This is a genomic window from Archangium violaceum, assembly GCF_016887565.1.
GTDB lineage: Bacteria > Myxococcota > Myxococcia > Myxococcales > Myxococcaceae > Archangium > Archangium violaceum_B.
Map to the genome: position 1 here is coordinate 1,930,748 of NZ_CP069396.1, position 25,875 is coordinate 1,956,622.

The window sequence follows — 25,875 nt, forward strand, 5'->3', positions numbered from 1 at the left end:
CCCATGAGCCATCGCGTCCGCCCCTACCTCTTCTACGATACGGCCATCTCCATCTGCTCCACCTGCTACCAGCGCGTGGAGGGGAAGATCCTCTTCGCCGAGGGGAAGGTGCTGCTGCAGAAGCGCTGCCCGCGCCACGGCTTCGAGCGGGTGCTGCTGGCGGACGACGTGGACTACTACAAGCGCGCCCGGGAGATCTTCATCAAGCCTCCCGAGCAGCCCCAGCGCTACAACACGCCCATCCGCTGGGGGTGCCCGTACGACTGTGGCATCTGCCCGGACCACGAGCAGCACAGCTGCCTGACGCTGGTGGAGCTGACCGACCAGTGCAACCTGCGTTGCCCCATCTGCTACGCCGCCAGCGGCCCGGAGCGGCTCACCCACCGGAGCTTCGAGCAGGTGGTGCGCATGCTGGACGCGGTGGTGGCCAACGAGGGCGAGCCGGACGTGGTGCAGCTCAGCGGCGGTGAGCCCACGCTGCACCCGGACTTCTTCCGCATCCTCGAGGAGGCCCGCCAGCGGCCCATCCGCCACCTGATGGTGAACACCAACGGCATCCGCATCGCCAAGGACGAGGCCTTCGCCGAGCGCCTGGCGTCCTACCGCAAGGGGCTGGAGGTGTACCTGCAGTTCGACTCCTTCGAGCGCGAGCCGCTGATGTCCCTGCGGGGGGCGGACCTGCGCTCCGTGCGGCAGCAGGCGCTCGAGCGCCTCAACGCGCTGGACGTGAGCACCACGCTGGTGGTGACGCTGAAGAAGGGGCTCAACGACGGGGAGGTGGGCCGCATCGTGGACTTCGCGGCCCAGCAGCCGTGCGTGCGCGGCGTCACCTTCCAACCCGTCCAGGAGGCGGGGCGGCTGGAAGGCTATGACCCGGCGAGGGACAGGCTGACGTTGACGGAGGTGCGGCGGCGCATCCTCGAGCAGACGTCCCTGTTCGCTCCGGAGGACCTCATCCCGGTGCCCTGCCACCCGGACAGCCTGTGCATGGGCTACGCCCTCAAACAGGAAGGCCAGGTGGTGCCGCTCACCCGGTACGTGCCACCGGAGCTGCTGGTGGAGGGGGCGCGCAACACCATCGTCTACGAGAAGGACACCCAGCTACAGCAGCGCCTCTTCCAGCTCTTCTCCACCAACCACTCCCCCCAGTCCTCCTCACGAAGCCTGTCGGACCTGCTGTGCTGCCTGCCCCAGGTGCAGGTCCCCGGGGGGCTGACCTACCGCAATGTCTTCAGGGTGCTCATCATGCAATTCATCGATGCCCAGGCCTTCGACCTGCGCAGTGTGAAGAAGAGCTGTGTGCATATCGCCCACCCGGATGGGCGCATCATCCCCTTCGACACCTACAACCTCTTCTACCGGGATGACCTGGAGCGCACGCGGCTGGCGCCCCTGCGCGAGGCCCTCGGCGCGGCGGGGTGGGTATGAGCCCGGCTCGGGACAACCCCAACGAGGTGCTGCTGTGGGCGTTTCTCGGCACGTTCTTCTGCTTCATGATGGGGCTGGTGAGCGCGGGCGTGGTGGTCGCGGTGGCTTCCGCCACCAGAATCGACGTCCTGTTCTTGTTGGCGCCGATCACCTACTTCGGCGTGCCCATCATCGCGTACCTGCGGTCCAGGCAGGGGTTTTCACCCGACAGGTCGAAAGGCTTCGGCATCGGTCTGGCGTTGTTCGTGGGACTGACGCTGCTGCTTCCCGTGGTGATCTGCGGCGGCATGCTCGCCTTCGGCAAGTGAAGTGAGCGGGAGAGCGGGCAAGAGTCCCAGCCCGCTCCCTGCTATGATTGGACCCGCCGCCATGACCGCTCGCACTGAAAACCTGAATGTCGTCGGCTTCGATCACATGCCCTCTCCCACGGAGATCAAGGAGAGGGTGCCACTGACCGCACGTGCGGCCGACACCGTGCTCTCCGGCCGGCGCGCGCTGATGGACATTTTGGACCGCAAGGACCCCCGCCTGTTCGTCATCGTGGGTCCGTGCTCCATTCATGACCCCGCCGCTGGCCTCGACTACGCGCGCCGGCTGCGCAAGCTCGCCGACACCGTCCGGGACACGTTCCACGTCGTGATGCGGGTGTATTTCGAGAAGCCCCGTACCTCCACCGGCTGGAAGGGCTTCATCAACGACCCCCGGATGGATGACTCCTTCCACATCGAGGAGGGCATGGAGCGGGGCCGTCGCTTCCTGCTGGACGTGGCCGAGGTCGGTCTCCCGGCGGCCACCGAGGCGCTCGACCCCATCGCTCCCCAGTACTACGGCGACCTGGTCTCCTGGACGGCCATCGGCGCGCGCACCGCCGAGTCCCAGACCCACCGCGAGATGGCCTCGGGGCTCTCCACCCCGGTGGGTTTCAAGAACAGCACCGATGGCTCGTTGGAGGCGGCCGTCAACGGCATCCTCTCCGCCTCCCGGCCGCACAGCTTCCTGGGGCTGAACGAGAGCGGCGCGTCGGCGATCATCCGCACCCGCGGCAACACCTACGGTCATCTGGTGCTGCGCGGTGGAGGCGGGCGGCCCAACTACGACACGGTCTCCATCTCCCTCGCCGAGCAGGCGCTCGCCAAGGCGAAGCTGCCGGGCAATGTCGTCGTCGACTGCTCGCACTCCAACTCCTGGAAGAAGCCGGAGCTCCAGCCCCTGGTGATGCGCGACGTCGTGCATCAGATCCGCGAGGGCAACCGCTCGGTCGTGGGCGTGATGATCGAGAGCTTCATCGAGGCCGGCAACCAGCCCATCCCCGCGGACCTCTCGCAGTTGCGCTACGGCTGCTCGGTGACCGACGCCTGCGTCAGCTGGGAGACCACCGAGGAGATGCTGCTGGGCGCCCACGCCGTGCTGCGCGACGTGGTGGCGAAGCGCGGCGGGAAGTGAGTCGGTTCAGCGCAGGGAGTCCAACTGCTTCGCCTTGTCGCGTTGGACTTCCTCGAGCTTCTTCGCCTCCTCGCGGGCCTTCTTGATGAGCTGGGTGGGGGACGGGTTCTGAAGGTCCTCCAGGGCCGTCTCGGCCTTGCCCGCACCGGGTGAGGCGGGACGCTCGGCCTCGGAAGGCCGCGGCTCCTCGCTCGCGACGGGGGTGCTCGCGGGAACGATGCCGACCTCGGCCCTCACCGCCACCGCCCGGGCCTGGTACCGGGTGGGAACCTCGCTGAGCGAGCTCACGAAGTGGCGTGTCCCCTTGGCGTCCTCGTACTGGTACATGGCCGGTGCGCTGGCGGTGTTCGCTCCCGCGGCCGGCACCGGGAAGCCCTGGCCCTCGAAGCCCAGGCCAACCGAGCGTCCATCCACCGTCTCGAGCTCGACCCGCTTCCCATCGGAGGAGTAGCGCGGTGGCGTGCCGGGCAGGCCCGCCTCGCCCTTCACCCAGGCGAAGCGCGCGGTGGGCTCCCGCGCCTCGTCCAGCGCGCCGATGAGCTCCCCGGCCGTCGCACCCGTCACGCGCAAGCCATGCTCGTAGAGCGTGGCGACCTCCACGTTCCTCCAGTCGCCCTGGATGGGGGTGGGGAACGGATCGACCACGAGCACCCGCTTCCCATCCGGGGAGACGAACTTGAGCTGCTCCCGCCGGGCGATGCAGGTGTCCCACCGCGACACCACGCTCCGCTCACCTGACAGCGGCGAGACCGTCGAGACGAGGGAGCACCGGCGCTCCTTCCCGTTGCGCAGCGCGGTCTGCCGGACCTCCGCGTTCCCGTTCGCCGAGCGCGCCGACCACGTCTGATCGGGAACCTCCTCCCCCGGAGCCTTCTGGGGCTCTCCGGGAGTGCCAGGGAGGGCGCTCTCCGCGCCAGGGGTCTTCTCCTCGCCAGGGCCGGCGGGTTGCTCGAGCACGATCTCCGGCGTGGGAGCGTCCGTCGCCGGCTCGGGAGAGGCCGACTGCCGGCAGCCGCTCAAGAACAGCACCACCACCAGACCTGTCGATCGCATGCGTCCCTCGGGCCTCCGTTCAGGGCGACGGGAGCGTACACGAGTCGCACTGGCGCCACGCGCCCGGGTGGGACTCCAACTTCCCAAGAATTTTCGAGCCCGCGCGGGAGGAAATCGCCGCGGCTGCGTTACGGATAGGGGCCCGCCCGGTTGCCCGCTCCTGACCGGGCAATCCTTGCCTGCTCTGGCAGGGCTTGCCCGCGCCACCCCGGCTCCACCAGGCAATCCTTGCCCGCCGAGGGCCTCCGGAAGCGGCGAAACCCCCCTTTCGTGGCGTTCTTCGCGCTGGTGCGCCCCTTGCTCTGGGGACTGCTCATGAATTCCATCTGCGCGTCGTCCCAGACCTCCATGCCCGCCCTTCCCGGGGTCCTCGGGTTCCACGGCCTCGTCCAACAGCACGAGCGCGCGCTGCACGCCGTCGCCCTGCGCCTGTGCGGCAACGCGGCCGATGCGCGGGACCTGGTGCAGGACACCTTCGAGCGCGCCCTGCGCCACTACGACCGCTTCCAGGAGGGCACCAATGGCCGGGCCTGGCTGTTCACCATCCTGCGCCACTGCTTCATCAGCCGGTGCCGCGGCCGGACGTGTGAGCGGCGGAGCGGGGTCTCCGTGGAGGAGCTGCAGGAGTGCCTCGCCGCTCCCGAGGCCGAGCCACCCCAGGCGTGGGCGGCCTTCTCCCTGGAGCAGATCCACGCCGCGCTGGAGCGGCTTCCGGTGGAGTTCAGCGAGGTGTACCGGCTCCACTCGCTCGAGGGCCGCTCCTACGAGGAGATCGCCCGGCAGCTGCGCATCCCGAAGGCCACCGTGGGCACTCGGCTCATCCGCGCGCGGCGCAAGCTCCGCGATCTCCTGATGCCGCCGGAGGTGGAGGAGGGCGGCGGGAGTTCTCGGGGTGGGGGCTGGAGCCAGGGCCGGGCGGAGCTGCCGGTGTAATGAGGGGAGTGCCTCGTCCTAGTGGAGTGTCCACGAAGTTCGTGGACAGAGTCGTGTTGCGCATGCTCCCTCTCCCTCTGGGAGAGGGCGGGGGGTGAGGGTCGTCACCCTCGTGTTCCTCGCCCGGCTTGCATCGCGGCACACAACCGCCCCCTCGCCGTCCGCTGTGAAAACTCCCATGGGGTCATGCGCTCCAGGGGGGAAGACCCTCACCCTAGCCCTCTCCCAGAGGGAGAGGGGACATCCACGGGCCCTCGGACTCTGTCCAAAGACTTCGTGGACACTCCACTAGCGTCGTCCCCCGCGCTTGCGAGCCGGAGCCGCCTTGCGCGCGGGGCTCTTCGCCGTGCGCTTCCCGGCCGGGCGCTTCGTCGCGGCCCGGGTGCTCTTCCGGGTCGCGGCCTTGCGCCGAGCGCTCGTCCTGGAGGGCTGGCGGGGCGAGGACAGGATCGCCTCCAGCGCCTTCAGTGCGTCGATGGTGGTGAAGATGCCCTCCACGTGGCCACCGCGGGCGACGACGGCGGAGCCGTACTTGTGCTGGGCCATGGTGCGAGCCACCTCGGTGAGCTCGGTGCCAGGAGACACGGTGTAGGCATCCTGGGACATGGCTTCCTCGACGGTGACCTCCTTGGGGTCCACTCCCTTGAGGGTCTCGATGAGGTGCAGATCCCTCATCGACACCACGCCCACGAGCCTTCCTCCCTCCAGCACGGGGAGGTGGCGGATGGCGTGGTCGTTCATGATCCGATGTGCCTCGCTCAAGGGACTCTTCGTGCCGATGGTGTGCACGGCACGGGTCATGAAGTCGTCGACGACATGGGGCATGGGGACGGACCTCCGGGATGAACGTGGGGTGTCGGTCCCGCTGATGCCAGCGAGCTGGGAGAACGAGGAGCGCCTGGACGGCGGCAGGCTCTTGGTGCGGCTCGCTTCGTGACATGACTTCGCCGGTCATCTACAGTGGGGTGACCGCGTAGGACATGCAAGGGAGACCCAGGAATGCAGCCCGTGACCGCGCTGCCCGGCTTCGATCGCCTCTTGGAGGTGTGTCGGAGGCGGGCACATCCGTTCAAATTGGAGCCACCGCTCGCGCCCGGAGGCTCCGTGGAGACATCCGTGGCGGGGCAGCCGATGGACGCGCAACTGGCGGCGGTGCACGCGCGGGTGGGCTACCTGTGGGTGAGGGACGAGCTGTATCTCTTCCCGGAGAGGCACGAGCGGCGGCCCGATCTGCACAGGGTCAACGAGTACTGGCGGAGCGATTGGGCCGAGCCGTTCGGCTCGCTGCTCGTGTTCGCCAAGGATGACCGGCTGGCCTACTGCTATGCCACGGTGCCGGGGCTGGTGAGCGGGAAGGAGCCCCAGCCCGTGGTGTGGGTCGACGTCTACGAGGCGCTGTACGCCGTGCCCGTCGCCTCGAGCATCGACCAGTTCTTCGACACCTACGCGAGCCACCTGGAGGCCGCCACCGATGGTGACGAAGATGAGCCTCTGCTCCGGACCTTTCCGTGGAGTGCCTCCGAGGTCATCGCGCGAGACCGGGCCCTGGTGGAGAGGATCCGCGCCGGGCACTTCGACTTCCTGATGCAGGCGAACGCCAGGGCCAGGGAGTGGGTGGAGCGGCTGGTGCGCACGTCCGTCAGAAGATGATGTGGAAGTAGTGCACCCGGGCCCACAGTCCGGCGCAGGCCCTCATGTCCGCCGTCCACGCCTGCTGTGGCAGCTCTCCCTGTGCCTCGAACACCAGCTCCAGCCGGTCAGCGCGCGCCAGTTGCGGCACGCTCGCCGCTTCCCCTCCGCGCAATGTCAGCCGCGTGGGCGAGTCCGTCTGCGACGAGCGGCGGTACTCGAGCAGCGTCCGGATGATCTCCGTCGAGCCCTCACGCCTCAGGGATACCTTCGCGTACTCGATTCCGTTCAGGTCCACCTCTCCTCCGGTGGCGCCGAAGTCGAACAGGCGCAGCCGGAACTCCGTCTCCAGCCGCCCCTCGGGGAGGTCCGCGCCGATCTCCCCCAGGGGGAACACGAAGGTATGGCTCAGCGTTTGCGAGCCCGGCGCGGCGGCGGGGAACTCGATGCCCTGCTCGGTCTTGCAGATCTCCTCGTTCTCGGCGTCCACCACGAAGAAGGTGTCGGCGATCTTCCGGCAGCCAGGAGCAAGCAGCAGGGGGGCGGACAGCAGGAGCACTCGGGAAAGGGCACGCATGGAGGTCCCCGTCAGTTGAAGTAGATGATCAGCCCCAGCTTCGCCACCGGGCTGGTGAGGCTGAATGCCAGGGGCTTCGCGGTGATGCCCGGGGTGCTGGCCTCGTCGCGGATGAAGAGGGCCACGTCCCTCACCGACGCGAACCAGTAGCTGTACCCCACGGCGCCGAAGAGCGTCACGTAGCGCGACGGCGAGTACTCCAGCCCCAGGCTGCCGGTGACCTGGTTGTAGTCCAGCTCGCGGATGCCCGTGGCCACCGGGGTGGACTGGCCATGGAGCTGGCTCAGCAGCGCGCCATAGTCCGCCTTGAAGTAATGGCCGAAGCCGATGTCCACCCTGGGCGAGAGGAAGAGCTCGAAGGGGATGAACGTGAGGCCCCCTCGCACCCCGAAGCCCAGGCGGTTCCTCGAGGCCCCGGCGGTGACTCGCATCCGGCGCATCGGCTGGACGAGTGCCGAGAGCCCCAACCCCTCCGGCGCTCCTGCCTCCGCCACCACTCCGAACCGGGTCTTCCACGGCAGGGGTTCCTGTGTGTCGGGGTCGGAGGGCGTCACCGGGGTGGACTCGGTGCCCTCCGACTCCGAGGCCGGCATGTCCGCCTCCTCCTGCACCCGGGCCTGGGCGCCTGGCACCACCGCCAGTGTCAGCATGCAGGCGAGCGCGCGCGCGTAACGGGCACTCCTCGGATTGACTGATGTGATCATCGCTCCGTCCCCTCCGGGGCCACCCCGGTCCGGCGAAGAAGTCATGAAGGCACGAGGAAGTCACGAAGACACGGTTTCACCTCCTGGCAGGGCAGGCAGGCGCATGTGAAGCAGTGGGGGACTTCCCTCCGGGAGGGCTCGACCGATCGGTGGGGTCTGCTACGGTGTGTCGCCCGGGTGCATCCGGCCCCTGGAGTTGCTCGATGCTCAAGAAGATCCTGCTCGCCTTCGCGGCCCTCGGGGGGCTCGTCCTCCTCGTGGGCCTCGTGCTGCCGTCGAAGTTCCGCGTCGAGCGCTCGACGACCATCAACGCTCCGCCCGAGGCGGTGTACGCCTTCGTGGCCAACGTCCAGCGCTGGCAGGACTGGTCCTCGTGGAACGTGAAGACGTACCCGGGTACCCGGTGGGTGTTCGGCGGGACGGCAGTGGGCGTCGGCGCCGTGCGCAGCTGGAGCGGCGAGGACGTGGGCAGCGGCACCCTCTCCCTCACCGAGGCGGATCCCAAGACGGGCGTGGCCTATGACACCTCGGTGGATCGCGGCAGGTACCTCATGCACGGCCGCATCTCCCTCACCGCCATGGAGTCCGGCACCCGGGTGACCTGGGTGGACGAGGGGGACATCGGTGGCAACCCGTTCGCGCACTACGCCGTTCCCTTCATCAAGTCGAAGCTCGGGGCGCACCTCGAGGAGGGCCTCGCCAACCTGAAGAAGCAGCTGGAGTCGGGCCCGCCCCTGGCGGTCGAGGCGCCGCCCTCGCCGGCTTCCACTCCTCCAGGGGAGCAGGTCGCGGCGCCCTCGCAGCCGCCCGCTTCCGCGCAGCCGCCTCCCTCCCCGCTCGGGGAGGGCGCCGCGCCGGCCACTGGCTCCACGGATGGGGCGCAGGTGATCTCCCCGGATGGCTCGCAGGTGGCCGCTCCGGGCGAGACGGCCCCCACGCCGTCGGCCACGACTCCTCCCCCGGGTGAGCAGGCCCCGGCCTCGCCGAGCGAGGCGGCTCCCCTGGTCGAGCCGGCTCCCGCGCAGCCCGTTCCCGCGGGTGAGGCCGCGGTGGCTCCCACCTCGACTCCGGCTCCGGCGGCGGACGCGGGCATCGCCGAGCTGAAACGGGCGGGGTGAGGGCCGGGGCTCCCTCGCCACAGCATGTCCGAGCGCGTGCGCACAGAGGTGTCTCCCCGCTCCAGCGAGCGCGGCCCCTCTCCTGAGGACGTGCGACGCCAGCTCGAGGGCCGGGTCGAGACTTTGGAGGCCGCGCATGCGCGCCATGCCCTCCTGGAATCGCTCCTGTCGGGCCGAAGGTGGAAGCGCCGCCTGCGCGCGCGGCCCGATGTCATCCCGGGCGTGTTGCGCCATGAGGCCGCGCTCGACGAGGCAGTGACTCGCATCCAGCGCCGCGCCCAGACGGACCGCTGGCCGGAGGAACTGCCGGTGCTCACCACCGTCCGCGACGTGCGGGGACTCCAGCGCCGGCTGGAGGCGCTCGTCCTTCAGCGGCTCGGTGAGCTGTCTCGCGTCTCCGGCACGCCTTCATTCGCGGAGGCGCTTGGCCGGCTCGAAGGGCTCGTCTTCCGGCCCATTCCCCTGGAGCTGGCAGCGGGCGAGGTGCGCCTGCTGGAGGGCCAGGCGATGAATGTGTGGGTCTGGCGCCGGATTCAAGCCCTGCTCATCCTGTGCATGCTGCTCGCCCGGTTCGACGGACACCCCGGGTCGATCGCGCTCCTGGTGTTGTTCATCGTCTACTCCGTCCATGGCGTGTCGCGCCCCGACAGGTACTGGCTCACCACCGAGCGGCTCGTGTGGCTGCCCCACGCGGGCGAGCCCGTGCAGGTTCCCCTGCGCTCCATCTCCGGGGACGGCATCCAGCTCAGGCTCGGCGGCGTGCACGTCGAGGGCGAGCGCAAGGTCCTCATCCAGGATCCGAAGCAGTTCCGGCTCCTCGCGGTCCTGCTGGAGATGCGACGCCAGCCGCCGCTGCTCGGGGTCGCGTCCGCCGAGCCCCTGGCCGACGTGGTCTGCTACGAGGCCACCCTCGAGGGCAGCTACTCCCAGGGCGGCTACGTGGTGCTCCGTCCCGGCTACGCCGCCTTCCTCCCGAAGGACCGGGGCATGGACGTGCTGCGGGCCATCCTCGGCACACGGCCCTCCTTCTTCGTGCGGCCACACGACATCCCCCTCATCATCGAGCAGCTCCGCTATCTGCCCTCGGAGGCCGCTTTCGATGCATGCGTGGAGCGCGCCGTGGCCGCCTCGGGTGGCGTGCGCTGGAGCGCGTGGGAGGCCCGCTATGACTCCCACGCCCCGGTGTGGAAGATCCGCATCCTCTCCGCCGAACGGCCCCCGCGGTCGCTGAGCGGAAAGGTGGGCTGGAGCCAGCAGGCCACGGTCAGACGGCTCCTGGCCGACTGGCCGAATCGCTGAGCCTCGCGCTCCTCCGCGACACCCGAGTGTCGGCGCACGGACGTCGCTCCCTCCCTGGAGCGCGATTCCCTGGACCCTGGCACATGCCCAGTCTCGCGGCGTCCCGATGAAGGGTGCGCGAGCCAACTCTCGAATACCCCGGAACCTCGGTGAAGGGGCCTATGATCGATGAAGTCGATCAGCGCATGAAGGACTGGGTGGGTCGAGTGCTCGGCGACGCGCCCATCTCCCTGGCCGTGCCGGACCGCGACAGCGTGGACCGGGGCGTGGGGCTCTATCTGCTGGAGCTGGGCCCGGCGCCTCCGCCCCGCACGTCGCGCCGGCCGCCGCTCCGGGTGTCGCTCTGCTACCTCGTCACCACGGGTGGGGAATCTCCGGAGCGTGCCCACCACCTGCTGGGCGAGCTCGTCTTCGCGGCGCTGGAGGAGCCGGACTTCGAGGTGGACCTCTCGCCCGTGCCGGTGCCGTTGTGGACGGCGCTGGGCGTGGCGCCCCGGCCCGCCTTCCGCCTGCGCGTGCCGCTGGAGCGCGAGCGCCCCATGCCGGCCGTTCCCCTCATCCGGGTGCCGCTCATCACCCGGGCGGTGCCGGCGACGGTGCTGCCGGGCCGTGTCGTGGGACCCGGCGACATTCCTATCGCGGATGCGCTGGTGGCGCTGCCGTCCATGGGACTGAGCGTGCGCACCGACGCGAAGGGCCGTTTCCGCTTCGCCTCGGTGCCCTCCGATACGCCGCTCGGACGGCTGGAGGTGCGTGCGAAGGGTGCAGTGCTCGCGGTGCGTACCGAGGAGCTCCCCACCGAGGAGGGAGCGCTGTTGGTGCGCCTGCCGTTGAAGGAGGGCTGACGTGGCGACGAGTTACCTGACACCCGGCATCTACGTGGAGGAGGTGTCCACCGGAGCGAAGCCCCTGGAGGCGGTGGGGACGAGCACGGTGGGCTTCGTGGGGAGGGCCCCCAACCCCGGCGTGCGCCAGCACGAGGCCGTGCTCATCCGCAACTGGTCGGAGTTCCTCAAGGTGTTCGCCCAGGGCAAGGACGTGAAGAGCACGCCCCTGGCCCTGGCCGTGTACGGCTTCTTCCAGAACGGAGGGACGCGCTGCTTCGTCGTCAACATCGGAGACGGCCAGCGCCTCGCGGGCGGCGTGCAGCGCCGGGAGGGGTTGGACGTGCTGCGCGAGGTGGACGAGGTGGCCATCGTCGCGGCGCCCGGCTTCACCGGACCGGACGACTACGATGCGCTGCTCACGCACGCCGAGCAGATGCAGGACCGCGTGGCGGTGCTGGACGCGCCCGAGGACGCCACCGTCGAGCAGCTGTGCGAGGTGGCGACGGTCTCGCTTCCATCGGCGGGCGGGGAGGGGGCACCGGGCCCGCGCCGCTCCAAGGGCGTGCGGGCACGGGCCTCGAAGTACGGCGCGTACTACTACCCGTGGATCTCCATGTACGACCCGTTCGAGCGCGAGAAGAAGCTCGTGAACGTGCCGCCGTCGGGGCACATCGCGGGCATCTACGCACGGGTGGACGGGCTGCGCGGGGTGCACAAGGCGCCAGCCAATGAGATCGTCCGCGCGGCGGACGGGTTGCCCGTGCAGGTGACACGCGAGGACCAGGGCGTGCTCAACCAGTGCGGCGTCAACTGCATCCGCATCTTCCGCGAGGGCATCAAAGTGTGGGGCGCGCGGACGCTGTCGGACGACCCGGAGTGGCGCTACCTGAACGTGCGCCGCCTGTTCAACATGGTGGAGGAGACCATCGGGCAGGGGACGCGCTGGGTGGTGTTCGAGCCGAACGACATGTCGACGCGGCGCTCGGTGGAGCGCGACGTGGGCGCCTTCCTGAAGCGGCTGTGGCGCGACGGCGCGCTGGTGGGCCGCACGGAGCGGGAAGCGTACTTCGTGAAGTGTGACGACGAGACGAACCCGCCCGAGGTGGTGGACGCGGGGCAGCTGGTCGCCGTCATCGGAATCGCGCCGGTGAAGCCGGCCGAGTTCATCATCTTCCGCATCGGCCAGTACGCGGGCGGTGCGGAGCGGGCGGAGGAGGCTGGCCGTGGCTGATCCCAAGGAGGCACAGACCCCACCCCCGGCGCAGGAGGGGGCCCAGCCGGGAACGCAGCCGGAGCTGCTGCGTGGATACAACTTCCGGATGGACATCAATGGCGTGAGCCAGGCGCGCTTCACCGAGTGCCAGGGGCTGGAGGTGAAGGTGGAGGCACTGCGCTTCCGCGAGGGAGGCGCGGGGCCGGTGGTCCGGCGGCTGGCCGGGCCCGTGTCCTACGGCGACGTCACCCTGCGCTACGGGCTGACCACCTCGCGCGAGCTGTGGAACTGGTTCATGGAATCGGTGAACGGCGTGCCGACGCGGCAGAACGTCTCCATCATGATGACGGGGCCGGACGGAATCACGGAGGTGTTCCGCTGGAACCTGGTGGATGCCTGGCCCTCGCAGTGGAGAGGGGCGCCGCTGGATGCGCTCGGGCAGATGGTGGCGATCGAGTCCCTCACGCTGGTCTTCGAGTCCATCAACCGTGGCGGATGAAGCTGCCAGCAGGAGCCGGGGGAGCGCCCTGGTCCACGCGGTGGCGCGGTGGGTGAAGGGCTGGGCGGAGTCCGTCCTGGAGTCAGCCGGAGCGCCCGTGGAAGACTCCCTCTCCCTCCGGGAGAGGGCTGGGGTGAGGGTACCCGTCCCGCCGTCTTCCCACCTGGAGACAGGAGGCCCGCCCGAGCACTGGCTGCGACTCATGCAGGCGACGCGGAGGGGACCTCCGGCGGATTGGGTGGAGCGCGTGCGGCGGGGTGCGCCGCACCTGCTCGAGGGACTGGAGCTGGAGGGCGAGCAGCCGGAGCGGCCGGAGCCGACGAAGCCTGTCGCCGCCGTCGAGCCTTCCCGGACGCAATCGAAGCCCGTCGTTCCCGCGATGCCCGGGCTCCGGTTCCGACCGCGCGTCCGCCCGGAAGAGAAAGCCGTGCCGTCACGGAGAGCACCGGAGGTGCGCCCGTCGGAACCACCCGCTCCCCATCTCCCGGGGCCGGGTGCGTCCTGGCCGGTGAATCCGATGCGGTTCGCGGAATCTCGGACGGAGGCGCGCGCGGTCTCGTTCAAGGCGCCTCGTGCGCCCGCCCCACCATCCTCCACCGCACCACGCCCTGGCGTGCTCCTTCCCTCGGGCCACCCTCCACGCGAGAGCCCGGGTCGCCCATTCCAGGGACACACCGCACCGGAGACACGCTCCACGGGCACACGTCAGCCCGTGCGCTCCACCCGGCCGAGAGCACTCCCTCTGCGACCCCTCCCCGAGACACCCATCCCCACGGAACGCCCGGGTTCCGAGTCCTTCCACGGACCACGTCTGGGCTCGCACGGCCAACCGTTGCCCGCCTCGCCGCGAATCCCTCCACGAGGCACGAATCCATCGCCGGTGACTCGCTCCTCTCCACTCTCACCGCCAGGGTTGGAGCCACAGGAGCCTCCGCGCGCTCGCGAGAGGCGCGTGACGGAGACGCTTTTCCCGCCCGAGCCCACCGAGGTTTCCCGCCCATGGCCGGAGCCACCGGCGCTCCCATCCATCGAACCCACCGATCCGCTGGCCGTGCTCCGAGACTGGGAGCGGCTGCGCCGGTTGGAGCGTGAACAGCGAGGAGAGTGATGGAGCGCGTGGCCTTCCTCATCGAGCCCGAGGGCACCCGGTTGGGAGCGTTGCTCAACCCGGAGACGCTGGTGATGCGCCGGACGGCGGGCGTGCGGCCGCGGAGGGCACCCGGTGGCCTGCTCACGGGCGTGGGGCTGACGGACGACCCACTGCTCTTCACGGGAGGCGGCACCACCGAGCTCGAGCTGCAGCTCCTCTTCGACGTGACGCTGGCGGGCTCCACGGTGACGTCGGAAGACGTGAGGGATTTGACGCGCCCGCTGTGGCAGCTCGCGGAGAACGCGCATGCCGAGGACGGCTACGGCCGCCCCTCACTGATGCGCGTCGTGTGGGGCAAGGTCCTGAACATGTCGTGCGTGGTGGCCTCGGTGGCGGAGCGGCTCGAGCACTTCACGCTCACTGGCTCGCCCCGGCGCTCCTGGCTCTCGCTGCGCCTGCTGCGCGTGGAGGAGGACGTGGCCCAGCAGGCCGAGGCCCCTCGTGTCCCCACCGACGGCATCACGGCCGAGGCCGTGGCGGCGGGACTTCCCCCCGAGTCCTTCGACAACCTGCCCATCATCGGGGGGCCGGAGCCGGGCTCTGGGCAGCGCCTGGATGAGATCGCCTGGGAGCGCTACAGGGACCCCTCGATGTGGAGGCTCATCGCCTCGCTCAACGGCATCGACGACCCGATGCACCTGGACACGGGCACGGTGCTGCGCCTGCCACCGGCCTCGGCGCTTCGGAGGGGAACATGAGGTCCGTCCGAGGCTTGCCCGAGCTGCGCGTGGAGGTGGGCGGGACGCCCCTGTCCAACGAGGAGCTGCGCGCCCTGGAATCGGTACGCGTCCAGCGGCGCCTGTCGCTCCCGACGCAGTGCGAGCTCACCTTCACGGATCCGAAGGGCCCGCTGGCCACGCGGGGCCTGCCACCGGGGAGCACGCTGCGCATCGCGGTGGCCGCCCGTCGCGAGCCGCTCTTCGTGGGAGAGGTGACGGCCGTGGAGTACGTCCATGGCGCCGCCGGCTCGCGACAGGTGCGCGTCCGGGGCTACGACCTGCTCCACCGCCTGCGCAAGCGGCAGCCGGTGCGGGCGCACGTGCAGGTGTCGTTGCGGGACCTGGCGCGCGAGCTGGTGTCGGAGCTCGGCCTCTCCGTCGAGGACTCCGAGCCCGGTCCGCTCTGGCGCCACCTCATCCAGCACGGACAGTCGGACCTGGAGTTCCTCGTGGAGAGGGCGGAGCGCTGTGGCCTGTGGCTGGTGTTGGAGGAGGGCGTGCTGCGCCTGCTGTCCCTGGAGGGAGAGGGAGAGCCCGTGCCGCTGGTGCTGGGCGAGTCGCTGCTGGAGGCCCACGTGGAGGTGAACGGGGACCCCGCGTGCCGCTCGGTGTCCTCGGCGGGGTGGAACCCGCTGCAGGCGGAGATGAACAAGGCCAGCGTCTCCGAGGGCCGCGTGGGCCGGCGGGTGGAGGCCTCCGTGCCACCGGAGCGCGTGGGGGGCAGTGGCGAGCGCGCCCTCGTCAACGAGAGCACCGAGGGCACCGCGCACGCCGAGGCCCTGGCCCGCGCGGAGCTGGACCACCGGCTGGCCCGCGAGGTGGTGTTCACCGGCATCGCGGAGGGAGACCCGCGGCTGCGCCCGGGAGCGCGCGTGGACCTGCGGGGCGTGGTGCCGGTGGTGGCGGGGCGGTACGTCCTCACCTCCGTGACGCACACCCTGGATGCGCGGCACGGCTTCATCTCCGAGCTCTCCTCGGAGCCGCCTCCGCGCCGGGCCCGCTCGCGTGCCTCCTCGGTGGTGCCGGGCGTGGTGAGCCGGGTGGACGACCCGGACCACAAGGGGCGCGTCCGCGTCTCGCTGCCCACCTGCGGCGATGTGGAGACGGACTGGATGCAGGTGCTCTGCGCGGGCGCCGGGGCGGGCAAGGGCCTGGTGATGCTGCCGGACGTGGGGGACACGGTGCTGCTCGTCCTCTCGGAGGAGGACCCGGCACAGGGCGTGGTGGTGGGGGGCCTCTACGGCACGAGCGGACCGCCGGACGCGGGCGTCTCCGGCTCGGGCGTGAGCCGCTTCAACCTGCTCACCCCCGGGGGGCTCAAGCTGCGCTTCAACGACGAGACCCGCACGCTCCGGCTGGAGGACCAGGCGGGCAGCTACCTGCAGCTGTCTCCCCACGTCGTCCGCCTGCATGCCGAGACGGCGCTCGAGATCGAAGCCCCCGGCAAGTCCGTCACGATCGAAGCGGCGACCATCGATTTCCGGAGGAGAGGCTGAATGCGTTGGGTGACCGTGGACGCATTGATGCAGTGCGCGCACCTGGGCAAGGTCGGTCTCACCGCTTCCCAATCCTGGGTGACCATCGAGGGCCGCCCGGTGCTCGTGCAGGCGGACCCCGAGGGCCGGCCCATCGCCGGCTGTCCCAACATCGGGCCCACCATCAAGCCGTGCACCACCACGCTGAAGGTGCGGGCCGGCTACTCGCCCTTCATCCGCGTGGACGGCAAGCCCGTCGTCCTGGACATCGTGACGGGCCTCTCCGATGGCACGCCGCCGGGCGTGGTGAAGTACCACGTCACCGTTCCTGGCCAGACGCTGGTGTCGGAGGTCGAATGAACGCCCCCCGCTACCGCTCCTGGCGCTTCCTCCATCCAGACCTCGATGCCGTCGGCATCGGACCCGCGGGCCTGCGCCTGTCGCCCTCGGGTGGCATCTCCCTGGTGCAGGAGGAGGCCTCGGTCCGTCAGGCCATCCTCCTGCTGCTGTCCACCGTGCCCGGCGAGCGCGTCATGCGTCCGGACTACGGCTGCGAGCTGCACCGGCTCGTCTTCGCTCCCAACGACGACACCACCGCGGGTCTGGCCATCCACTACGTGCGCCGGGCGCTGGAGCGCTGGGAGCCTCGCATCGACATCCTCCACCTGGACGCCAACCGGAGCGCCGAGGAGCCCTTCCGGCTCGACGTCTCGCTCGAGTACCGCGTGCGCGCCACGCAGCGCGCGGACCGGGTGTTCTTCGGGTTCGACCTCATGGGTGGGCCCGCCTGATGACGCTGCCCTCGCCCAACCTGGATGACCGGAGCTTCCAGCAGTTGCTGGACGAGGCCCGCAACCGCATCGCGCGGAGCAGCCCCGAGTGGACCGACCTGAGCCCGCATGACCCGGGCATGGTGCTGCTGGAGGTGTTCGCGCACCTGACGGAGACGATGCTCTACCGGCTCAACCGGCTGCCGGACAAGGCCTACGTCGAGTTCCTCCGGCTCATCGGCGTGCGCCTGCAAGCGCCGAGCGCCGCCACGGTGAAGCTGCGCTTCATCCTCGCCCGCCCCGCAGAGCGGCCGGTGGAGATTCCTCGCGGTACGGGCGTCACCCCCTCGCGCACCGAGGCGGGAGCCGAGCCCGTCATCTTCCTCACCGCGGAGCCCGCGCTCATTCCCCAGGGAGGCACGGAGGTGGAGGTGCTCGCCCACCACGGGGAGCAGGTGGAGGCGGAGCTGGCGGGCATCGGCACCGGGCAGCCCGGCCTCACCGTGACGGCGCGCCGCCCGCCCATCGTGGCACCCACGGGGGACGGGCGGGACTTGATGGTGGGCGTGGAGGCCGCGCCCGGCGAGCTGGACGGGCGCGTGCCGGCGCGCAAGCTCGGGGACAAGACGTTCCGCATCTGGCGCGAGGTGGAGAGTTTCTCCAACCTGCCACCGGACGAGCCCGCATATGTGGTGGACCGGATGACGGGCACCATCACCTTCGCGCCCGCGGCGCGGATGACGGGGGAGGACGGGGCGCTGTCGGCCGAGCCCCGGGCGCTCGCGGCGGTGCCGAAGCCGGGGCGGGCCATCGTCCTGTGGTACCTGCGCGGGGGAGGGCTCGCGGGCAACGTGGCCGCGGGCGCCCTGGACACCCTCAAGGTGGCGATTCCCGGGGTGAAGGTGACGAACCCCGCGCCCGCCGTGGGAGGCCGCGCGGCGGAGACGCTGGAGAACGCGCTCGTCCGGGGCCCGCAGGAGCTGCACTCGCTGGGGCGCGCCATCACCGCCCAGGACTACGAGCGGCTGGCGATGCGCAGCTCGGGCGCGGTGGCCCGCGCGAAGGCCTTCACCCAGGCCCAGCTCTGGGCGCACGCGCTGCCGGGTGCGGTGGAGGTGCTGCTGGTGCCGTACCTGCCACCCAACGTGCAGGGGCCTTCGGGCGAGGGCGTCACCCAGGAGTCGCTGAGACAGCACGAGACGGAGGAGGCGCGCGCCCGCATCCAGAAGGCGCTGGAGGAGCGGCGGCCCCTGGGCACCACGTGCCAGGTGAGCTGGGCGCGCTACAAGACGGTGCGCGTGCGGGCGCGCGTGGTGGCGCACCGGGCGGAGGACCTGGTGGCGCTGAAGCGGCGCTCGCTGGAGCGGCTGCACCTGGCCCTCAATCCGCTGCCCACGCGGCTGCAACCGGGAGGCTGGCGCTTCGGCCAGTCCCTGCGCGCCTCGCACCTCTACGACACCCTGCTCGCCGAGCCCGGCGTCAGCTACGTGGACCAGGTGCGCCTGCTGGTGGAGGAGGTACCCCGGGACGTGCGGACGCTCTCCGAGGACGCCTTCCAGCCGCGCACCTTCTATGCGGGGGGCGGGGATGCCCTCTTCCGCACCGTCACCGACGCGGATGGCTGGGAGCGCGTGGGCCGCTTCCCCGGGGAGCAGGTGGAGGTGGTGGAAGCCCACCCGCAGCGCGCGGGGCTGGTGGCCGTGGCCGCGCGGCTGACGGAGGACCCGCAGCGCTCCCGCCTCCACCTGTCGCTGGACAGCGGCGAGACGTGGCAGCGCGCCACGCACACGCTGGACCACGTGGAAGACCTGGCGTGGATGGTGCGCGACGGAGTGCCCGTGCTGCTGATTGCCACGCGCGTGGGCCTCTTCGAGCTGGCGGTGGAGGAGGGCGCCACGCCGCTCCAGGTGCTGGTGGACCCGTCGGACCACGACCTGGGCTTCTTCGCCGTGGCCGCTTCCCCGGACGCGCGCGGCGGGGTGAGCGTGGCGGTGGCGGGGATGAGCCTGCGCGGCGTCTACCTCTCCCATACCGGTGGGCGAGGCAACAGCTTCCGCCACATCGGCCTGCGCAACCAGGACGTGCGCGCGCTGGAGGTGCAGCGTGACGGACCTCGCTCCTTCCTCTGGGCGGCACTGGCCGCGGCGAGCGGCGCGGATCCGGGCAAGGGGTGCATGAGCTGGGAGCTGCTCGGCCCGGTGGATCCTCCGGACGGGTGGCGCGCCTTCGACAAGGGCTGGGATGGCGGAAGCTGTCTGGCACTCGCCTTCGATGGGGCCATGGCCTACGCCGCCACGCACCGCGCGGGCGTGCTCTGGGTGGACGCGAGCCGGCGCGACGCCACGTGGAGCCGCCCCGGCGTGGACAGCGGCCTGCCGCTGCGCGAGCGCGAACGCCTCTTCCAGCCCGTGCAGGCCCTGGCGGTGGCTCCCGGTGGGGGACTGCTGCTCGCGGGAGGCCCGGCCGGCGTCCACCGCCAGCGCAAGCCGGGCGGCCAGTACGAGAACTGCTCGACGCAGGAGTTCGCGGAGAAGGTGACGCTGCCTCCCACCTGGCTCCTGGTGTCGGGCGCGCATGAGCTCGAGGTGGTGACGGTCGATGAAGCGGAATGAGATCGCCCGGTTGTTGCCCGGAGTCTTCCAGCGCACGCTCGACGAGAGCGGTCCCCTGGTGGCGCTGCTGGACGTGATGGAGGCCCTGCACGCGCCCTCCGAGGCCGCGCTGGCCGGGCTGCCGTCGCTCTTCGACCCGCTGCGCGCGCCGGAGCGCTTCGTGCCCTTCCTGGCGCGCTGGGTGGACCTGGGCGTGCCCGTCACCACGGGCCTGGGACGCATGCGCGAGCTGGTGGCCGCGGCGGTGGAGCTGTCGCGCTGGCGCGGCACGGCCCGGGGGCTGCTGCTCTTCCTGCGCACGGCCACGGGGCGCGAGGACTTCGTCATCGAGGAGCGGGTGCCCGGTGCCAACGGGCGTCCCCGTCCCTTCCACTTGCGCGTGCGAGCCCCGGCCGAGCTGGCCCCGCACCGGCCCATGGTGGAGGCCATCATCGAGCGGGAGAAGCCCGCCTACGTCACCTACGAGCTGCACTTCGGGCAGCCCATACCAGGAGCCAGTTGAGATGGCGCGCACCTTCGACATCACCGCCACCACGAGCCAGGTACAGCTGGACGCCTCGGGCCAGGGGGAGGTGTCCTTCACCGTCTCCAACAAGCTGGGCCTGGGGGTGCTCGCCCGGGCCACGGTGGAGCCGGCCGGCAATGCCCGGGCCGAGTGGATGAGCTTCCCGGAAGGGATGGAGCGGGACTTCTCCCGGGATGGGACGGCGGTCATCCCGGTGAGGATCTCCGTGCCCAAGGGGACGCCTCCGGGCTCGTACAGCTTCGGCCTGGTGGTGGCGAGCATCTCCAATCCGGACGAGCACTACGACCGGAGTCCCACGGTGGCCTTCTCGGTGGCGACGCCCGCCGCGCCGGTGAAGAAGCCCTTCCCCTGGTGGCTCGTCGCGCTCGCGGCCGGAGTGGTCATCATCATCGGAGGCGTGGTGGCCGTCCTCGCCTCGCGGGGCGGCGAGAAGGTGCTGCCCGGGCTCGGGCAGGCCTGCGCGGAGAAGGGGCCGAAGTGCGCGGAGAACCTCACCTGCGGCGCGGACAATGTGTGCCTTGGAGCCGCGGGCTTCCAGGGCTGCGAGAAGCCCGAGCAGTGTGAGACCACCCGCTGCCAGGCGGGCAAGTGCGAGGCGCAGGTCTCCATCGGTGACACCTGTGACAGCAACGATGACTGCCGCTCTCCGCTGACCTGCTTCCAGGGCTTCTGCCTCATGCCCATGGGACAGAAGTGCACCCATTCCTCGCAGTGCGTCACCGGGAACTGCCAGGATCAGCTGTGCGGACGCGCTCCCGTGGTGCGGTGCCCCCGGTGCCCCCTGGGACAGATCTGCATCAACGGCGCCTGTCAGGTTCCGTCCATCGTCAGGGACCACCGCCTCGAGCTCGAGCTCGAGGAGCCCATCCGTAGGACTCCCAGGATCCCGGTTCCCTGAGGACTCCCATGCCCCAGCCCAAGCCCCTCACCATCGTCCTCATCCTGGCCGTGTTCGCCTGCGTCGCGCTGTACGTGCTGGGCGTGGGACTGGGCGCGCAGAGCGGCTCCTCGGGGAGCGGTTCCTCCCTCTCGAAGGAGCAGCTCGGGCGGTGGCGCGAGCGGTTCGTCAAACCGGAGCCCGTGTCGGCCGAGGACCTGCGGGCGACGGGCTGCGTGGTGTCGGCTGGCACGGTGCGGGTGTCGTCCACGCGCCCCTGTGTGGTGGATATCGCGAAGGCGGACACGCGCGTGCGCACGGTGAAGGTGGAGCCCCTGTCGGGGAGCCGGGTGAAGGTGGAGCTCAGGCCGAAGGGAGGGCCCGCCCTGCCCGTGACCGTCGAGAACCTGGGCGAGAAGCGGAACCTGGATGTGAACGAGGAGGGGGCCTCGCTCACGTTGACCTGCATGAGCCCCATGGGCGGTGAGTGCCCCGTGAGGCTGCGCTGAGGCTCAGGACGCCGTGAGCGCGCGCTTGAGCTTGAGCACGCGGAAGATGGAGACGAGCGAGCCGAGGAGCAGCACCACGGCCCAGATGAGGCCGAGGATGGCCACGACGATGGCACCGATGGCATCGGTGATGCTCACGAGCATGAGGGGCACCCACCCGTGCAGGACGCTGACGACGGCGGTGGCCAGCAGCGAGGTGAGGAAGATGAGCACCAGCCCCTTGTTCTGGATGAAGCGGGGGTGGGCGAGCGCCAGGCAGATGCCCGCGGACACCTTCAGGCTCATGAGCAGCCCGAGCGTGGCGGCGGCACCGCCCCGGTTGAAGAAGCCCCAGATGGCCAGGTAGGCGATGGTGCCGAAGGGGACCGCCGTGAGGAGGGACACCATCAGCAGCAACAGGCCGATGGCGGCGAAGAGCATGGCGAGGCCCGAGAGCAGGGCCACGATGGCGCCCACCAGCGAGAGCACACCCTGCACCTGCCCATGGACGCGCTCGGGGATGAGGAGGCTGGCGCCCATGAGCCCGAGGGTGAGCAGGACCAGCCCGTCGACGAGCGCCAGGTAGGGGATGCCCAGGCCGGGGGTGGGCGGATTGTCGCCCTGCAGCCTGCTCACGTCCGCCATGTTCACGTCTTCCTGGAGACCCTCGGCGCGCAGGGTGGCAGCGAGGTCCGAGGGCGCGTCGGAGCGGGGCAGCACGAGGGAGGCGCCCACCTCGATGAGGACGCAGAGGCCGAGCAACACCAGCACCGTGATGAACAGTGGCTTGCGCAGCTCCATGTGTCCGCCCCCCGGGCCGTGGCGTGCCACCTCGGCCCGGGCGGAGCATAAGCACGGGGCGGGGGCCCGGCCGGGAGTGGAAGCCGGTCTGTCCGGCCGCGGACGTGGCTCCAGGGGGTGAAAGCGCTCCTTTCCCCGCTTGTCGGCTTGCGGCGGGCGTGCCCCTGCACTAGTGCTCCCCGTATGGCCAACGTGCTTCCCGAAGCATTCCTCCGCGCCATCGCGGATGGGTTTCCCGCGGATTTCCTCACCCGAGAGCCGGGCGAGCTCCAGGAGTACGGGCGCGACTGGACGCGCGTCTATTCACCGGCCCCCACGGCGGTGGCCTTTCCGCGCACCACGGACGAGGTCTCGCGCCTGCTGGCCCTGTGCGACCAGCACCGGGTGGCGGTGGTGCCCTCCGGTGGGCGCACGGGCTTGGCGGGTGGCGCGGTGGCCGCCAGGGGCGAGCTGGTGCTGTCCCTGCGGCGGATGACCCGGATGGATCCGGTGGATCTGCTCGGCAACACGGTGCGTGTGCAGGCGGGCGCCATCACCGAGGCCGTGCACCACCACTGCGCCGAGCATGGCCTCACGTGGCCGGTGGACTTCGCCTCCAAGGGTTCGAGTCAGGTGGGCGGCAACATCGCGACCAACGCGGGTGGGGTGAAGGTCATCCGCTACGGCCTCACCCGCCAGTGGGTGCTGGGACTGCAGGTGGTGACGGCCCGGGGCCAGGTGCTGGAGCTCAACGGCGCGCTGGAGAAGAACAACACCGGCACGGACCTGCGCCAGCTCTTCATCGGCAGCGAGGGCACGCTGGGTGTCATCACCGAGGCCACGCTCAAGCTGGCGCCGCTACCGGGCAAGCAGGACGTGTTCCTCTTCGCGGTGCCGGACGTGGCCGCCGTGCTGCGGCTGTTCCGCGAGGCCCGGCGCGCCCCGCTGCTGCTGAGCGCCTACGAGTTCTTCACCGACAAGTGCCTGGCCCGGCTGCAGCGCCACCGCAAGCTGCGCTCGCCCTTCGAGGCCCCCAGCGGCTGCTACGTGCTGATGGAGGCCGAGGGGAAGGACCCCGCCGAGGTGGAGGGCTGGTTGGGCTCGCTCTTCGAGAAGGGGCTGGTGACGGACGGCACCATGGCGCAGAGCCCCTCGCAGGCCAGCGAGCTGTGGGCCCTGCGCGAGGGCATCAGCGAGAGCCTGTCCGCCACGGGGCTGCCACACAAGAACGATGTGTCCCTGCCGGTGGCGAACCTGGAGGCCTTCTGCTCCGAGCTGGACGCGGTCTTCAGCGCGCGCTACCCGGGCTGGGAGATCGCCCTGTTCGGACACATCGGTGACGGCAATCTCCACATCAACATCATGAAGCCCGAGGGCATGGAGAAGGCCGAGTTCCTCGCGCACACGAAGCAGGCCGACCCCACCATGTTCGAGCTGGTGCGCAAGCACGGCGGCAGCATCTCCGCCGAGCACGGCATCGGCCTGCTCAAGAGGGACTACCTGTCCTTCTCGCGCTCGCCCGCTGAAATCGAGATGTTGCGCACGCTCAAGCGCGCCCTGGACCCGAACAACATCCTCAACCCGGGGAAGATCCTCGAGGTTTGAAGACCCTCACCCCAGCCCTCTCCCAGGGGGAGAGGGAGCCTCCACGGGTCGGGCCTCGCTTGCCTCCAGGTGACTTCAAAAGTAGTGTCATGGGAGACAACGTGCCTCCCTCCCGGGAAGCAGGCCGCCGTTCTGCTCGCTGCTTCGCATTCGTGGGCGCCACGGCTCCTGGAGGACTGGCGTGGCGGGCGCGGAGGAAAGATGCTGAGCCCTGGGTCGATGGATTGGAGAGGACGCGCCGGGATGACGGAGGAGAAGAAGCCCCCGCATCGGGAAGCCACCTACGAGGAGCTCGCCGCCCTTCCTCCACACCAGGTCGGGGAGATCCTGGGTGGGAAGCTCTTCGCGTCACCTCGGCCCGCGAGCCCTCATTCGGCCGCCAGCCTGGCACTTGGGGCGGAGCTCGTTGGCCCCTTCCAGCGTGGACGGGGCGGCCCTGGCGGCTGGTGGTTCTTCAATGAGCCGGAGTTGCACTTCGGCAAGGACGTGCTGGTGCCGGATCTCGCGGGCTGGCGGCGCTCGCGCATGCCCGTGCGCTCCAACGTTCCCAGCTTCACCCTGGCTCCGGATTGGGTCTGCGAGGTGCTCTCCCCCTCGACGGCCCGCATCGATCGGACCCTCAAGAAGCAGATCTACGCCCAGCAGGGGGTGGAGTACGTCTGGCTCGTGGATCCGGTGCTCCGTATCCTGGAGGTCCTCCGGCTCCACGAAGGTCAATGGCTGGAGCGGGGATCCTCGAGCGGTGACGCCCGCGTGCGTGCCGAGCCCTTCGAGGCCATCGAGCTGGAGCTGGAGGCCCTCTGGTTCTCCGAGTCTCCCGAGCCCGGTTGAAGGACCGGGCCCGGAGGGGGAGGCGCGTCAGGACACGATGCGCGTCTTGATGTCCGTCTGCAGGCCGGCGATGGCCTGGCACACCGGGTTGGCCACGTCCTGGTCCAGGTCCATCACCAGGTAGCCGATGTTGGAGTCGGTGCTGAGCACCTGGGCGTGGATGTTGGCGTTGAGGTCCGAGACGATCTTGTTGATGTCGCGCAGCACGCCCGGCGTGTTGCGGTGCACGTTGAGGATGCGGTGCGTTTTCGGAATCAGCGGCGTCTCCACCTGCGGGAAGTTCACCGCCCCCGTGGTGGCCCCGTTCCTCACGAACTTGATGAGCGAGGTGGCCACCTCCTTGCCGATGGACGCCTGCGCCTCCTCCGTGGAGCCGCCGATGTGCGGGGTGAGGATGACGTTGGGCAGCCCCTGCAGTTCGGTGACGAAGCCGTCGCTGTTGGTCTCCGGCTCCTCGGGGTACACGTCCACCGCGGCCCCCGCCAGGTGGCCTGCCTTGAGCGCCTTCGCCAGCGCGGCGATGTCCACCACCGTGCCCCGGCTCGCGTTGATGAGGTAGCTGCCCTGGCGCATCTTCGCCAGCTCGCGCTCTCCAATCATCCACTCGGTGGACGGCGTGGCCGGCACGTGCAGCGTCACGAAGTCCGCCGACTCCAGCAGCTCGTTCAGCGTGGCCGTGGGGCGCGAGTTGCCCAGCGGCAGCTTCGTCATCACGTCGTAGAAGATGACGCGCATGCCCATGGACTCGGCCAGCACGCCCAGCTGCGAGCCGATGTGCCCGTACCCGATGATGCCCAGCGTCTTGCCGCGCACCTCGTGGCTGCCCGTGGCCACCTTGCGCCACTGGCCCGCGTGCACCTCCCGGCTCCGGTCCCCGAGCTGGCGGGTGAGCATGATGATCTCCGCGATCACCAGCTCCGCCACGCTGCGCGTGTTGCTGAAGGGCGCGTTGAAGACGGGCACGCCATGAATGTTGGCCGCCTTCAGGTCCACCTGGTTGGTGCCGATGCAGAAGGCCCCCACCGCCAGCAGGTTGGGCGCCTTGGCCAGGGCCGGCTCCCATACGTTCGTCTTGCTGCGGATGCCCAGCAGGTGGACGCCTTGGATGCGCTGCTCCAGCTCGTCGGGCTTGAACGCTCCCTTGAGCCGCTCCACCGAGAAGCCCTCCGCCTTGAGCATCTCCTCGGCGGACGGGTGGATGTTCTCGAGCAGCAGGACCTTCAGGGGACCTTCGATGGTGACCGGGGTGGAAGGCGACGGGAACTTGGGCGTGCTCATATGCCCCTGGCGTTAGATCCCGCCCTCCGGCCTGTCAAGCA

26 protein-coding genes are annotated in these 25,875 nt (G+C 70.3%); 20 read left to right on the plus strand and 6 right to left on the minus strand.

The features are described 5' to 3' along the window. Positions 1–3 precede the first annotated feature (3 nt). From JRI60_RS08155 to JRI60_RS08165, 3 genes are all read left to right on the plus strand, one after another. Positions 4–1,428: a radical SAM protein gene (locus JRI60_RS08155; protein WP_204225286.1), complete on the plus strand. Its 1,425-nt coding sequence runs from the start codon at positions 4–6 to the stop codon at positions 1,426–1,428. Next, positions 1,425–1,736, plus strand: a complete 312-nt coding sequence (locus JRI60_RS08160) for a hypothetical protein (protein WP_204225287.1) — start codon at positions 1,425–1,427, stop codon at positions 1,734–1,736. Before JRI60_RS08155 ends, JRI60_RS08160 begins: the two co-directional genes overlap by 4 nt. A 61-nt stretch (positions 1,737–1,797) precedes the next feature. Beyond that, positions 1,798–2,871: a 3-deoxy-7-phosphoheptulonate synthase gene (locus JRI60_RS08165; RefSeq protein WP_204225288.1), complete on the plus strand. Its 1,074-nt coding sequence runs from the start codon at positions 1,798–1,800 to the stop codon at positions 2,869–2,871. Positions 2,872–2,877: 6 nt separating this feature from the next. Here JRI60_RS08165 and JRI60_RS08170 read toward each other — a convergent pair whose 3' ends face one another. Further along, positions 2,878–3,924 (minus strand): hypothetical protein, encoded by a 1,047-nt coding sequence (locus JRI60_RS08170; RefSeq protein WP_204225289.1) that lies wholly within the window; start codon positions 3,922–3,924, stop codon positions 2,878–2,880. Positions 3,925–4,194: 270 nt separating this feature from the next. Here JRI60_RS08170 and JRI60_RS08175 point away from each other — a divergent pair, with 270 nt between their 5' ends. After that, the gene (locus JRI60_RS08175) at positions 4,195–4,857 is read left to right on the plus strand and encodes an RNA polymerase sigma factor (RefSeq protein ID WP_239470407.1); all 663 of its coding nucleotides are present in this window, start codon (positions 4,195–4,197) and stop codon (positions 4,855–4,857) included. A 288-nt stretch (positions 4,858–5,145) separates the two neighbouring features. On the opposite strand, the gene JRI60_RS08180 is transcribed toward JRI60_RS08175, so the two are convergent. Next, positions 5,146–5,682, minus strand: a complete 537-nt coding sequence (locus tag JRI60_RS08180) for a CBS domain-containing protein (RefSeq protein ID WP_239470408.1) — start codon at positions 5,680–5,682, stop codon at positions 5,146–5,148. 174 nt (positions 5,683–5,856) lie between these two features. Here JRI60_RS08180 and JRI60_RS08185 point away from each other — a divergent pair, with 174 nt between their 5' ends. Continuing rightward, positions 5,857–6,507 carry a hypothetical protein gene (locus tag JRI60_RS08185; RefSeq protein WP_204225290.1) on the plus strand — a complete coding sequence of 217 codons (651 nt, stop codon included), beginning with the start codon at positions 5,857–5,859 and terminating at the stop codon, positions 6,505–6,507. Here the strand turns inward: JRI60_RS08185 and JRI60_RS08190 are convergent. Beyond that, positions 6,497–7,063: a hypothetical protein gene (locus JRI60_RS08190; RefSeq protein WP_204225291.1), complete on the minus strand. Its 567-nt coding sequence runs from the start codon at positions 7,061–7,063 to the stop codon at positions 6,497–6,499. The genes JRI60_RS08185 and JRI60_RS08190 overlap by 11 nt on opposite strands. Positions 7,064–7,074: 11 nt before the next feature. Next, a complete protein-coding gene (locus JRI60_RS08195) occupies positions 7,075–7,767 on the minus strand; it encodes a hypothetical protein (protein ID WP_204225292.1) in 693 nt (230 codons plus the stop codon). A 203-nt stretch (positions 7,768–7,970) separates the two neighbouring features. Between JRI60_RS08195 and JRI60_RS08200 the strand changes: the two genes are divergently transcribed. The 13 genes from JRI60_RS08200 to JRI60_RS08260 all read left to right on the plus strand — a co-directional run bounded on the left by JRI60_RS08200 (position 7,971) and on the right by JRI60_RS08260 (position 21,361). Next, entirely contained in the window at positions 7,971–8,885 is a 915-nt protein-coding gene (locus JRI60_RS08200) for an SRPBCC family protein (protein ID WP_204225293.1), read from the plus strand. A 90-nt stretch (positions 8,886–8,975) separates the two neighbouring features. Continuing rightward, positions 8,976–10,184 (plus strand): hypothetical protein, encoded by a 1,209-nt coding sequence (locus JRI60_RS08205; protein ID WP_204225294.1) that lies wholly within the window; start codon positions 8,976–8,978, stop codon positions 10,182–10,184. A 161-nt stretch (positions 10,185–10,345) separates the two neighbouring features. After that, positions 10,346–11,029: a carboxypeptidase-like regulatory domain-containing protein gene (locus JRI60_RS08210; RefSeq protein WP_204225295.1), complete on the plus strand. Its 684-nt coding sequence runs from the start codon at positions 10,346–10,348 to the stop codon at positions 11,027–11,029. Between the two features lies 1 nt (position 11,030). Further along, on the plus strand, positions 11,031–12,242 hold the full coding sequence (locus tag JRI60_RS08215) for a phage tail sheath family protein (protein ID WP_204225296.1): 1,212 nt from the start codon (positions 11,031–11,033) through the stop codon (positions 12,240–12,242). Beyond that, the gene (locus tag JRI60_RS08220; RefSeq protein ID WP_204225297.1) at positions 12,235–12,723 is read left to right on the plus strand and encodes a phage tail protein; all 489 of its coding nucleotides are present in this window, start codon (positions 12,235–12,237) and stop codon (positions 12,721–12,723) included. The genes JRI60_RS08215 and JRI60_RS08220 overlap by 8 nt, the downstream gene beginning before the upstream one ends. A gap of 1,107 nt (positions 12,724–13,830) precedes the next feature. Continuing rightward, positions 13,831–14,571, plus strand: coding sequence for a hypothetical protein (locus JRI60_RS08225; RefSeq protein WP_204225298.1), 741 nt, complete (start codon positions 13,831–13,833; stop codon positions 14,569–14,571). Beyond that, complete coding sequence (locus tag JRI60_RS08230) at positions 14,568–16,088, plus strand: phage baseplate assembly protein V (RefSeq protein WP_204225299.1); 1,521 nt, start codon at positions 14,568–14,570, stop codon at positions 16,086–16,088. The genes JRI60_RS08225 and JRI60_RS08230 overlap by 4 nt, the downstream gene beginning before the upstream one ends. After that, entirely contained in the window at positions 16,089–16,427 is a 339-nt protein-coding gene (locus tag JRI60_RS08235; RefSeq protein ID WP_204225300.1) for a hypothetical protein, read from the plus strand. Next, positions 16,424–16,858: a GPW/gp25 family protein gene (locus tag JRI60_RS08240; protein WP_204225301.1), complete on the plus strand. Its 435-nt coding sequence runs from the start codon at positions 16,424–16,426 to the stop codon at positions 16,856–16,858. The genes JRI60_RS08235 and JRI60_RS08240 overlap by 4 nt, the downstream gene beginning before the upstream one ends. Then, complete coding sequence (locus JRI60_RS08245) at positions 16,858–19,449, plus strand: putative baseplate assembly protein (protein ID WP_204225302.1); 2,592 nt, start codon at positions 16,858–16,860, stop codon at positions 19,447–19,449. The genes JRI60_RS08240 and JRI60_RS08245 overlap by 1 nt, the downstream gene beginning before the upstream one ends. After that, complete coding sequence (locus tag JRI60_RS08250) at positions 19,436–19,951, plus strand: phage tail protein (RefSeq protein ID WP_204225303.1); 516 nt, start codon at positions 19,436–19,438, stop codon at positions 19,949–19,951. Before JRI60_RS08245 ends, JRI60_RS08250 begins: the two co-directional genes overlap by 14 nt. 1 nt (position 19,952) lies before the next feature. After that, positions 19,953–20,873, plus strand: coding sequence for a hypothetical protein (locus JRI60_RS08255; protein ID WP_204225304.1), 921 nt, complete (start codon positions 19,953–19,955; stop codon positions 20,871–20,873). A gap of 8 nt (positions 20,874–20,881) precedes the next feature. Then, complete coding sequence (locus tag JRI60_RS08260) at positions 20,882–21,361, plus strand: hypothetical protein (RefSeq protein WP_204225305.1); 480 nt, start codon at positions 20,882–20,884, stop codon at positions 21,359–21,361. Between the two features lie 3 nt (positions 21,362–21,364). Here the strand turns inward: JRI60_RS08260 and JRI60_RS08265 are convergent, their stop codons facing one another. Further along, a complete protein-coding gene (locus JRI60_RS08265) occupies positions 21,365–22,141 on the minus strand; it encodes a hypothetical protein (protein WP_204225306.1) in 777 nt (258 codons plus the stop codon). Positions 22,142–22,324: 183 nt separating this feature from the next. On the opposite strand from JRI60_RS08265, the gene JRI60_RS08270 reads away from it, so the two are divergent. Next, positions 22,325–23,725 carry an FAD-binding oxidoreductase gene (locus JRI60_RS08270; protein ID WP_204225307.1) on the plus strand — a complete coding sequence of 467 codons (1,401 nt, stop codon included), beginning with the start codon at positions 22,325–22,327 and terminating at the stop codon, positions 23,723–23,725. A gap of 243 nt (positions 23,726–23,968) precedes the next feature. Then, a complete protein-coding gene (locus tag JRI60_RS08275) occupies positions 23,969–24,556 on the plus strand; it encodes a Uma2 family endonuclease (RefSeq protein WP_239470409.1) in 588 nt (195 codons plus the stop codon). Between the two features lie 27 nt (positions 24,557–24,583). Here JRI60_RS08275 and serA read toward each other — a convergent pair whose 3' ends face one another. Further along, positions 24,584–25,834 (minus strand): phosphoglycerate dehydrogenase, encoded by a 1,251-nt coding sequence (gene serA, locus JRI60_RS08280; RefSeq protein WP_204225308.1) that lies wholly within the window; start codon positions 25,832–25,834, stop codon positions 24,584–24,586. Positions 25,835–25,875 lie beyond the last annotated feature (41 nt).

Coding starts and splice junctions, on each gene's coding strand:
- JRI60_RS08165 (WP_204225288.1), top strand. CDS start 1,798: ATGACCGCTCGCACTGAAAACCTGAATGTCGTCGGCTTCGATCACATG.
- JRI60_RS08185 (WP_204225290.1), top strand. CDS start 5,857: ATGCAGCCCGTGACCGCGCTGCCCGGCTTCGATCGCCTCTTGGAGGTG.
- JRI60_RS08195 (WP_204225292.1), bottom strand. CDS start 7,767: ATGATCACATCAGTCAATCCGAGGAGTGCCCGTTACGCGCGCGCGCTC.
- JRI60_RS08255 (WP_204225304.1), top strand. CDS start 19,953: ATGGCGCGCACCTTCGACATCACCGCCACCACGAGCCAGGTACAGCTG.
- JRI60_RS08265 (WP_204225306.1), bottom strand. CDS start 22,141: ATGGAGCTGCGCAAGCCACTGTTCATCACGGTGCTGGTGTTGCTCGGC.
- JRI60_RS08155 (WP_204225286.1), top strand. CDS start 4: ATGAGCCATCGCGTCCGCCCCTACCTCTTCTACGATACGGCCATCTCC.
- JRI60_RS08240 (WP_204225301.1), top strand. CDS start 16,424: ATGAACGCCCCCCGCTACCGCTCCTGGCGCTTCCTCCATCCAGACCTC.
- JRI60_RS08180 (WP_239470408.1), bottom strand. CDS start 5,682: ATGCCCCATGTCGTCGACGACTTCATGACCCGTGCCGTGCACACCATC.
- JRI60_RS08170 (WP_204225289.1), bottom strand. CDS start 3,924: ATGCGATCGACAGGTCTGGTGGTGGTGCTGTTCTTGAGCGGCTGCCGG.
- JRI60_RS08250 (WP_204225303.1), top strand. CDS start 19,436: ATGAAGCGGAATGAGATCGCCCGGTTGTTGCCCGGAGTCTTCCAGCGC.
- JRI60_RS08245 (WP_204225302.1), top strand. CDS start 16,858: ATGACGCTGCCCTCGCCCAACCTGGATGACCGGAGCTTCCAGCAGTTG.
- JRI60_RS08235 (WP_204225300.1), top strand. CDS start 16,089: ATGCGTTGGGTGACCGTGGACGCATTGATGCAGTGCGCGCACCTGGGC.
- JRI60_RS08160 (WP_204225287.1), top strand. CDS start 1,425: ATGAGCCCGGCTCGGGACAACCCCAACGAGGTGCTGCTGTGGGCGTTT.
- JRI60_RS08275 (WP_239470409.1), top strand. CDS start 23,969: ATGACGGAGGAGAAGAAGCCCCCGCATCGGGAAGCCACCTACGAGGAG.
- JRI60_RS08270 (WP_204225307.1), top strand. CDS start 22,325: ATGGCCAACGTGCTTCCCGAAGCATTCCTCCGCGCCATCGCGGATGGG.
- JRI60_RS08210 (WP_204225295.1), top strand. CDS start 10,346: ATGATCGATGAAGTCGATCAGCGCATGAAGGACTGGGTGGGTCGAGTG.
- serA (WP_204225308.1), bottom strand. CDS start 25,834: ATGAGCACGCCCAAGTTCCCGTCGCCTTCCACCCCGGTCACCATCGAA.
- JRI60_RS08200 (WP_204225293.1), top strand. CDS start 7,971: ATGCTCAAGAAGATCCTGCTCGCCTTCGCGGCCCTCGGGGGGCTCGTC.
- JRI60_RS08225 (WP_204225298.1), top strand. CDS start 13,831: ATGGAGCGCGTGGCCTTCCTCATCGAGCCCGAGGGCACCCGGTTGGGA.
- JRI60_RS08190 (WP_204225291.1), bottom strand. CDS start 7,063: ATGCGTGCCCTTTCCCGAGTGCTCCTGCTGTCCGCCCCCCTGCTGCTT.
- JRI60_RS08230 (WP_204225299.1), top strand. CDS start 14,568: ATGAGGTCCGTCCGAGGCTTGCCCGAGCTGCGCGTGGAGGTGGGCGGG.
- JRI60_RS08260 (WP_204225305.1), top strand. CDS start 20,882: ATGCCCCAGCCCAAGCCCCTCACCATCGTCCTCATCCTGGCCGTGTTC.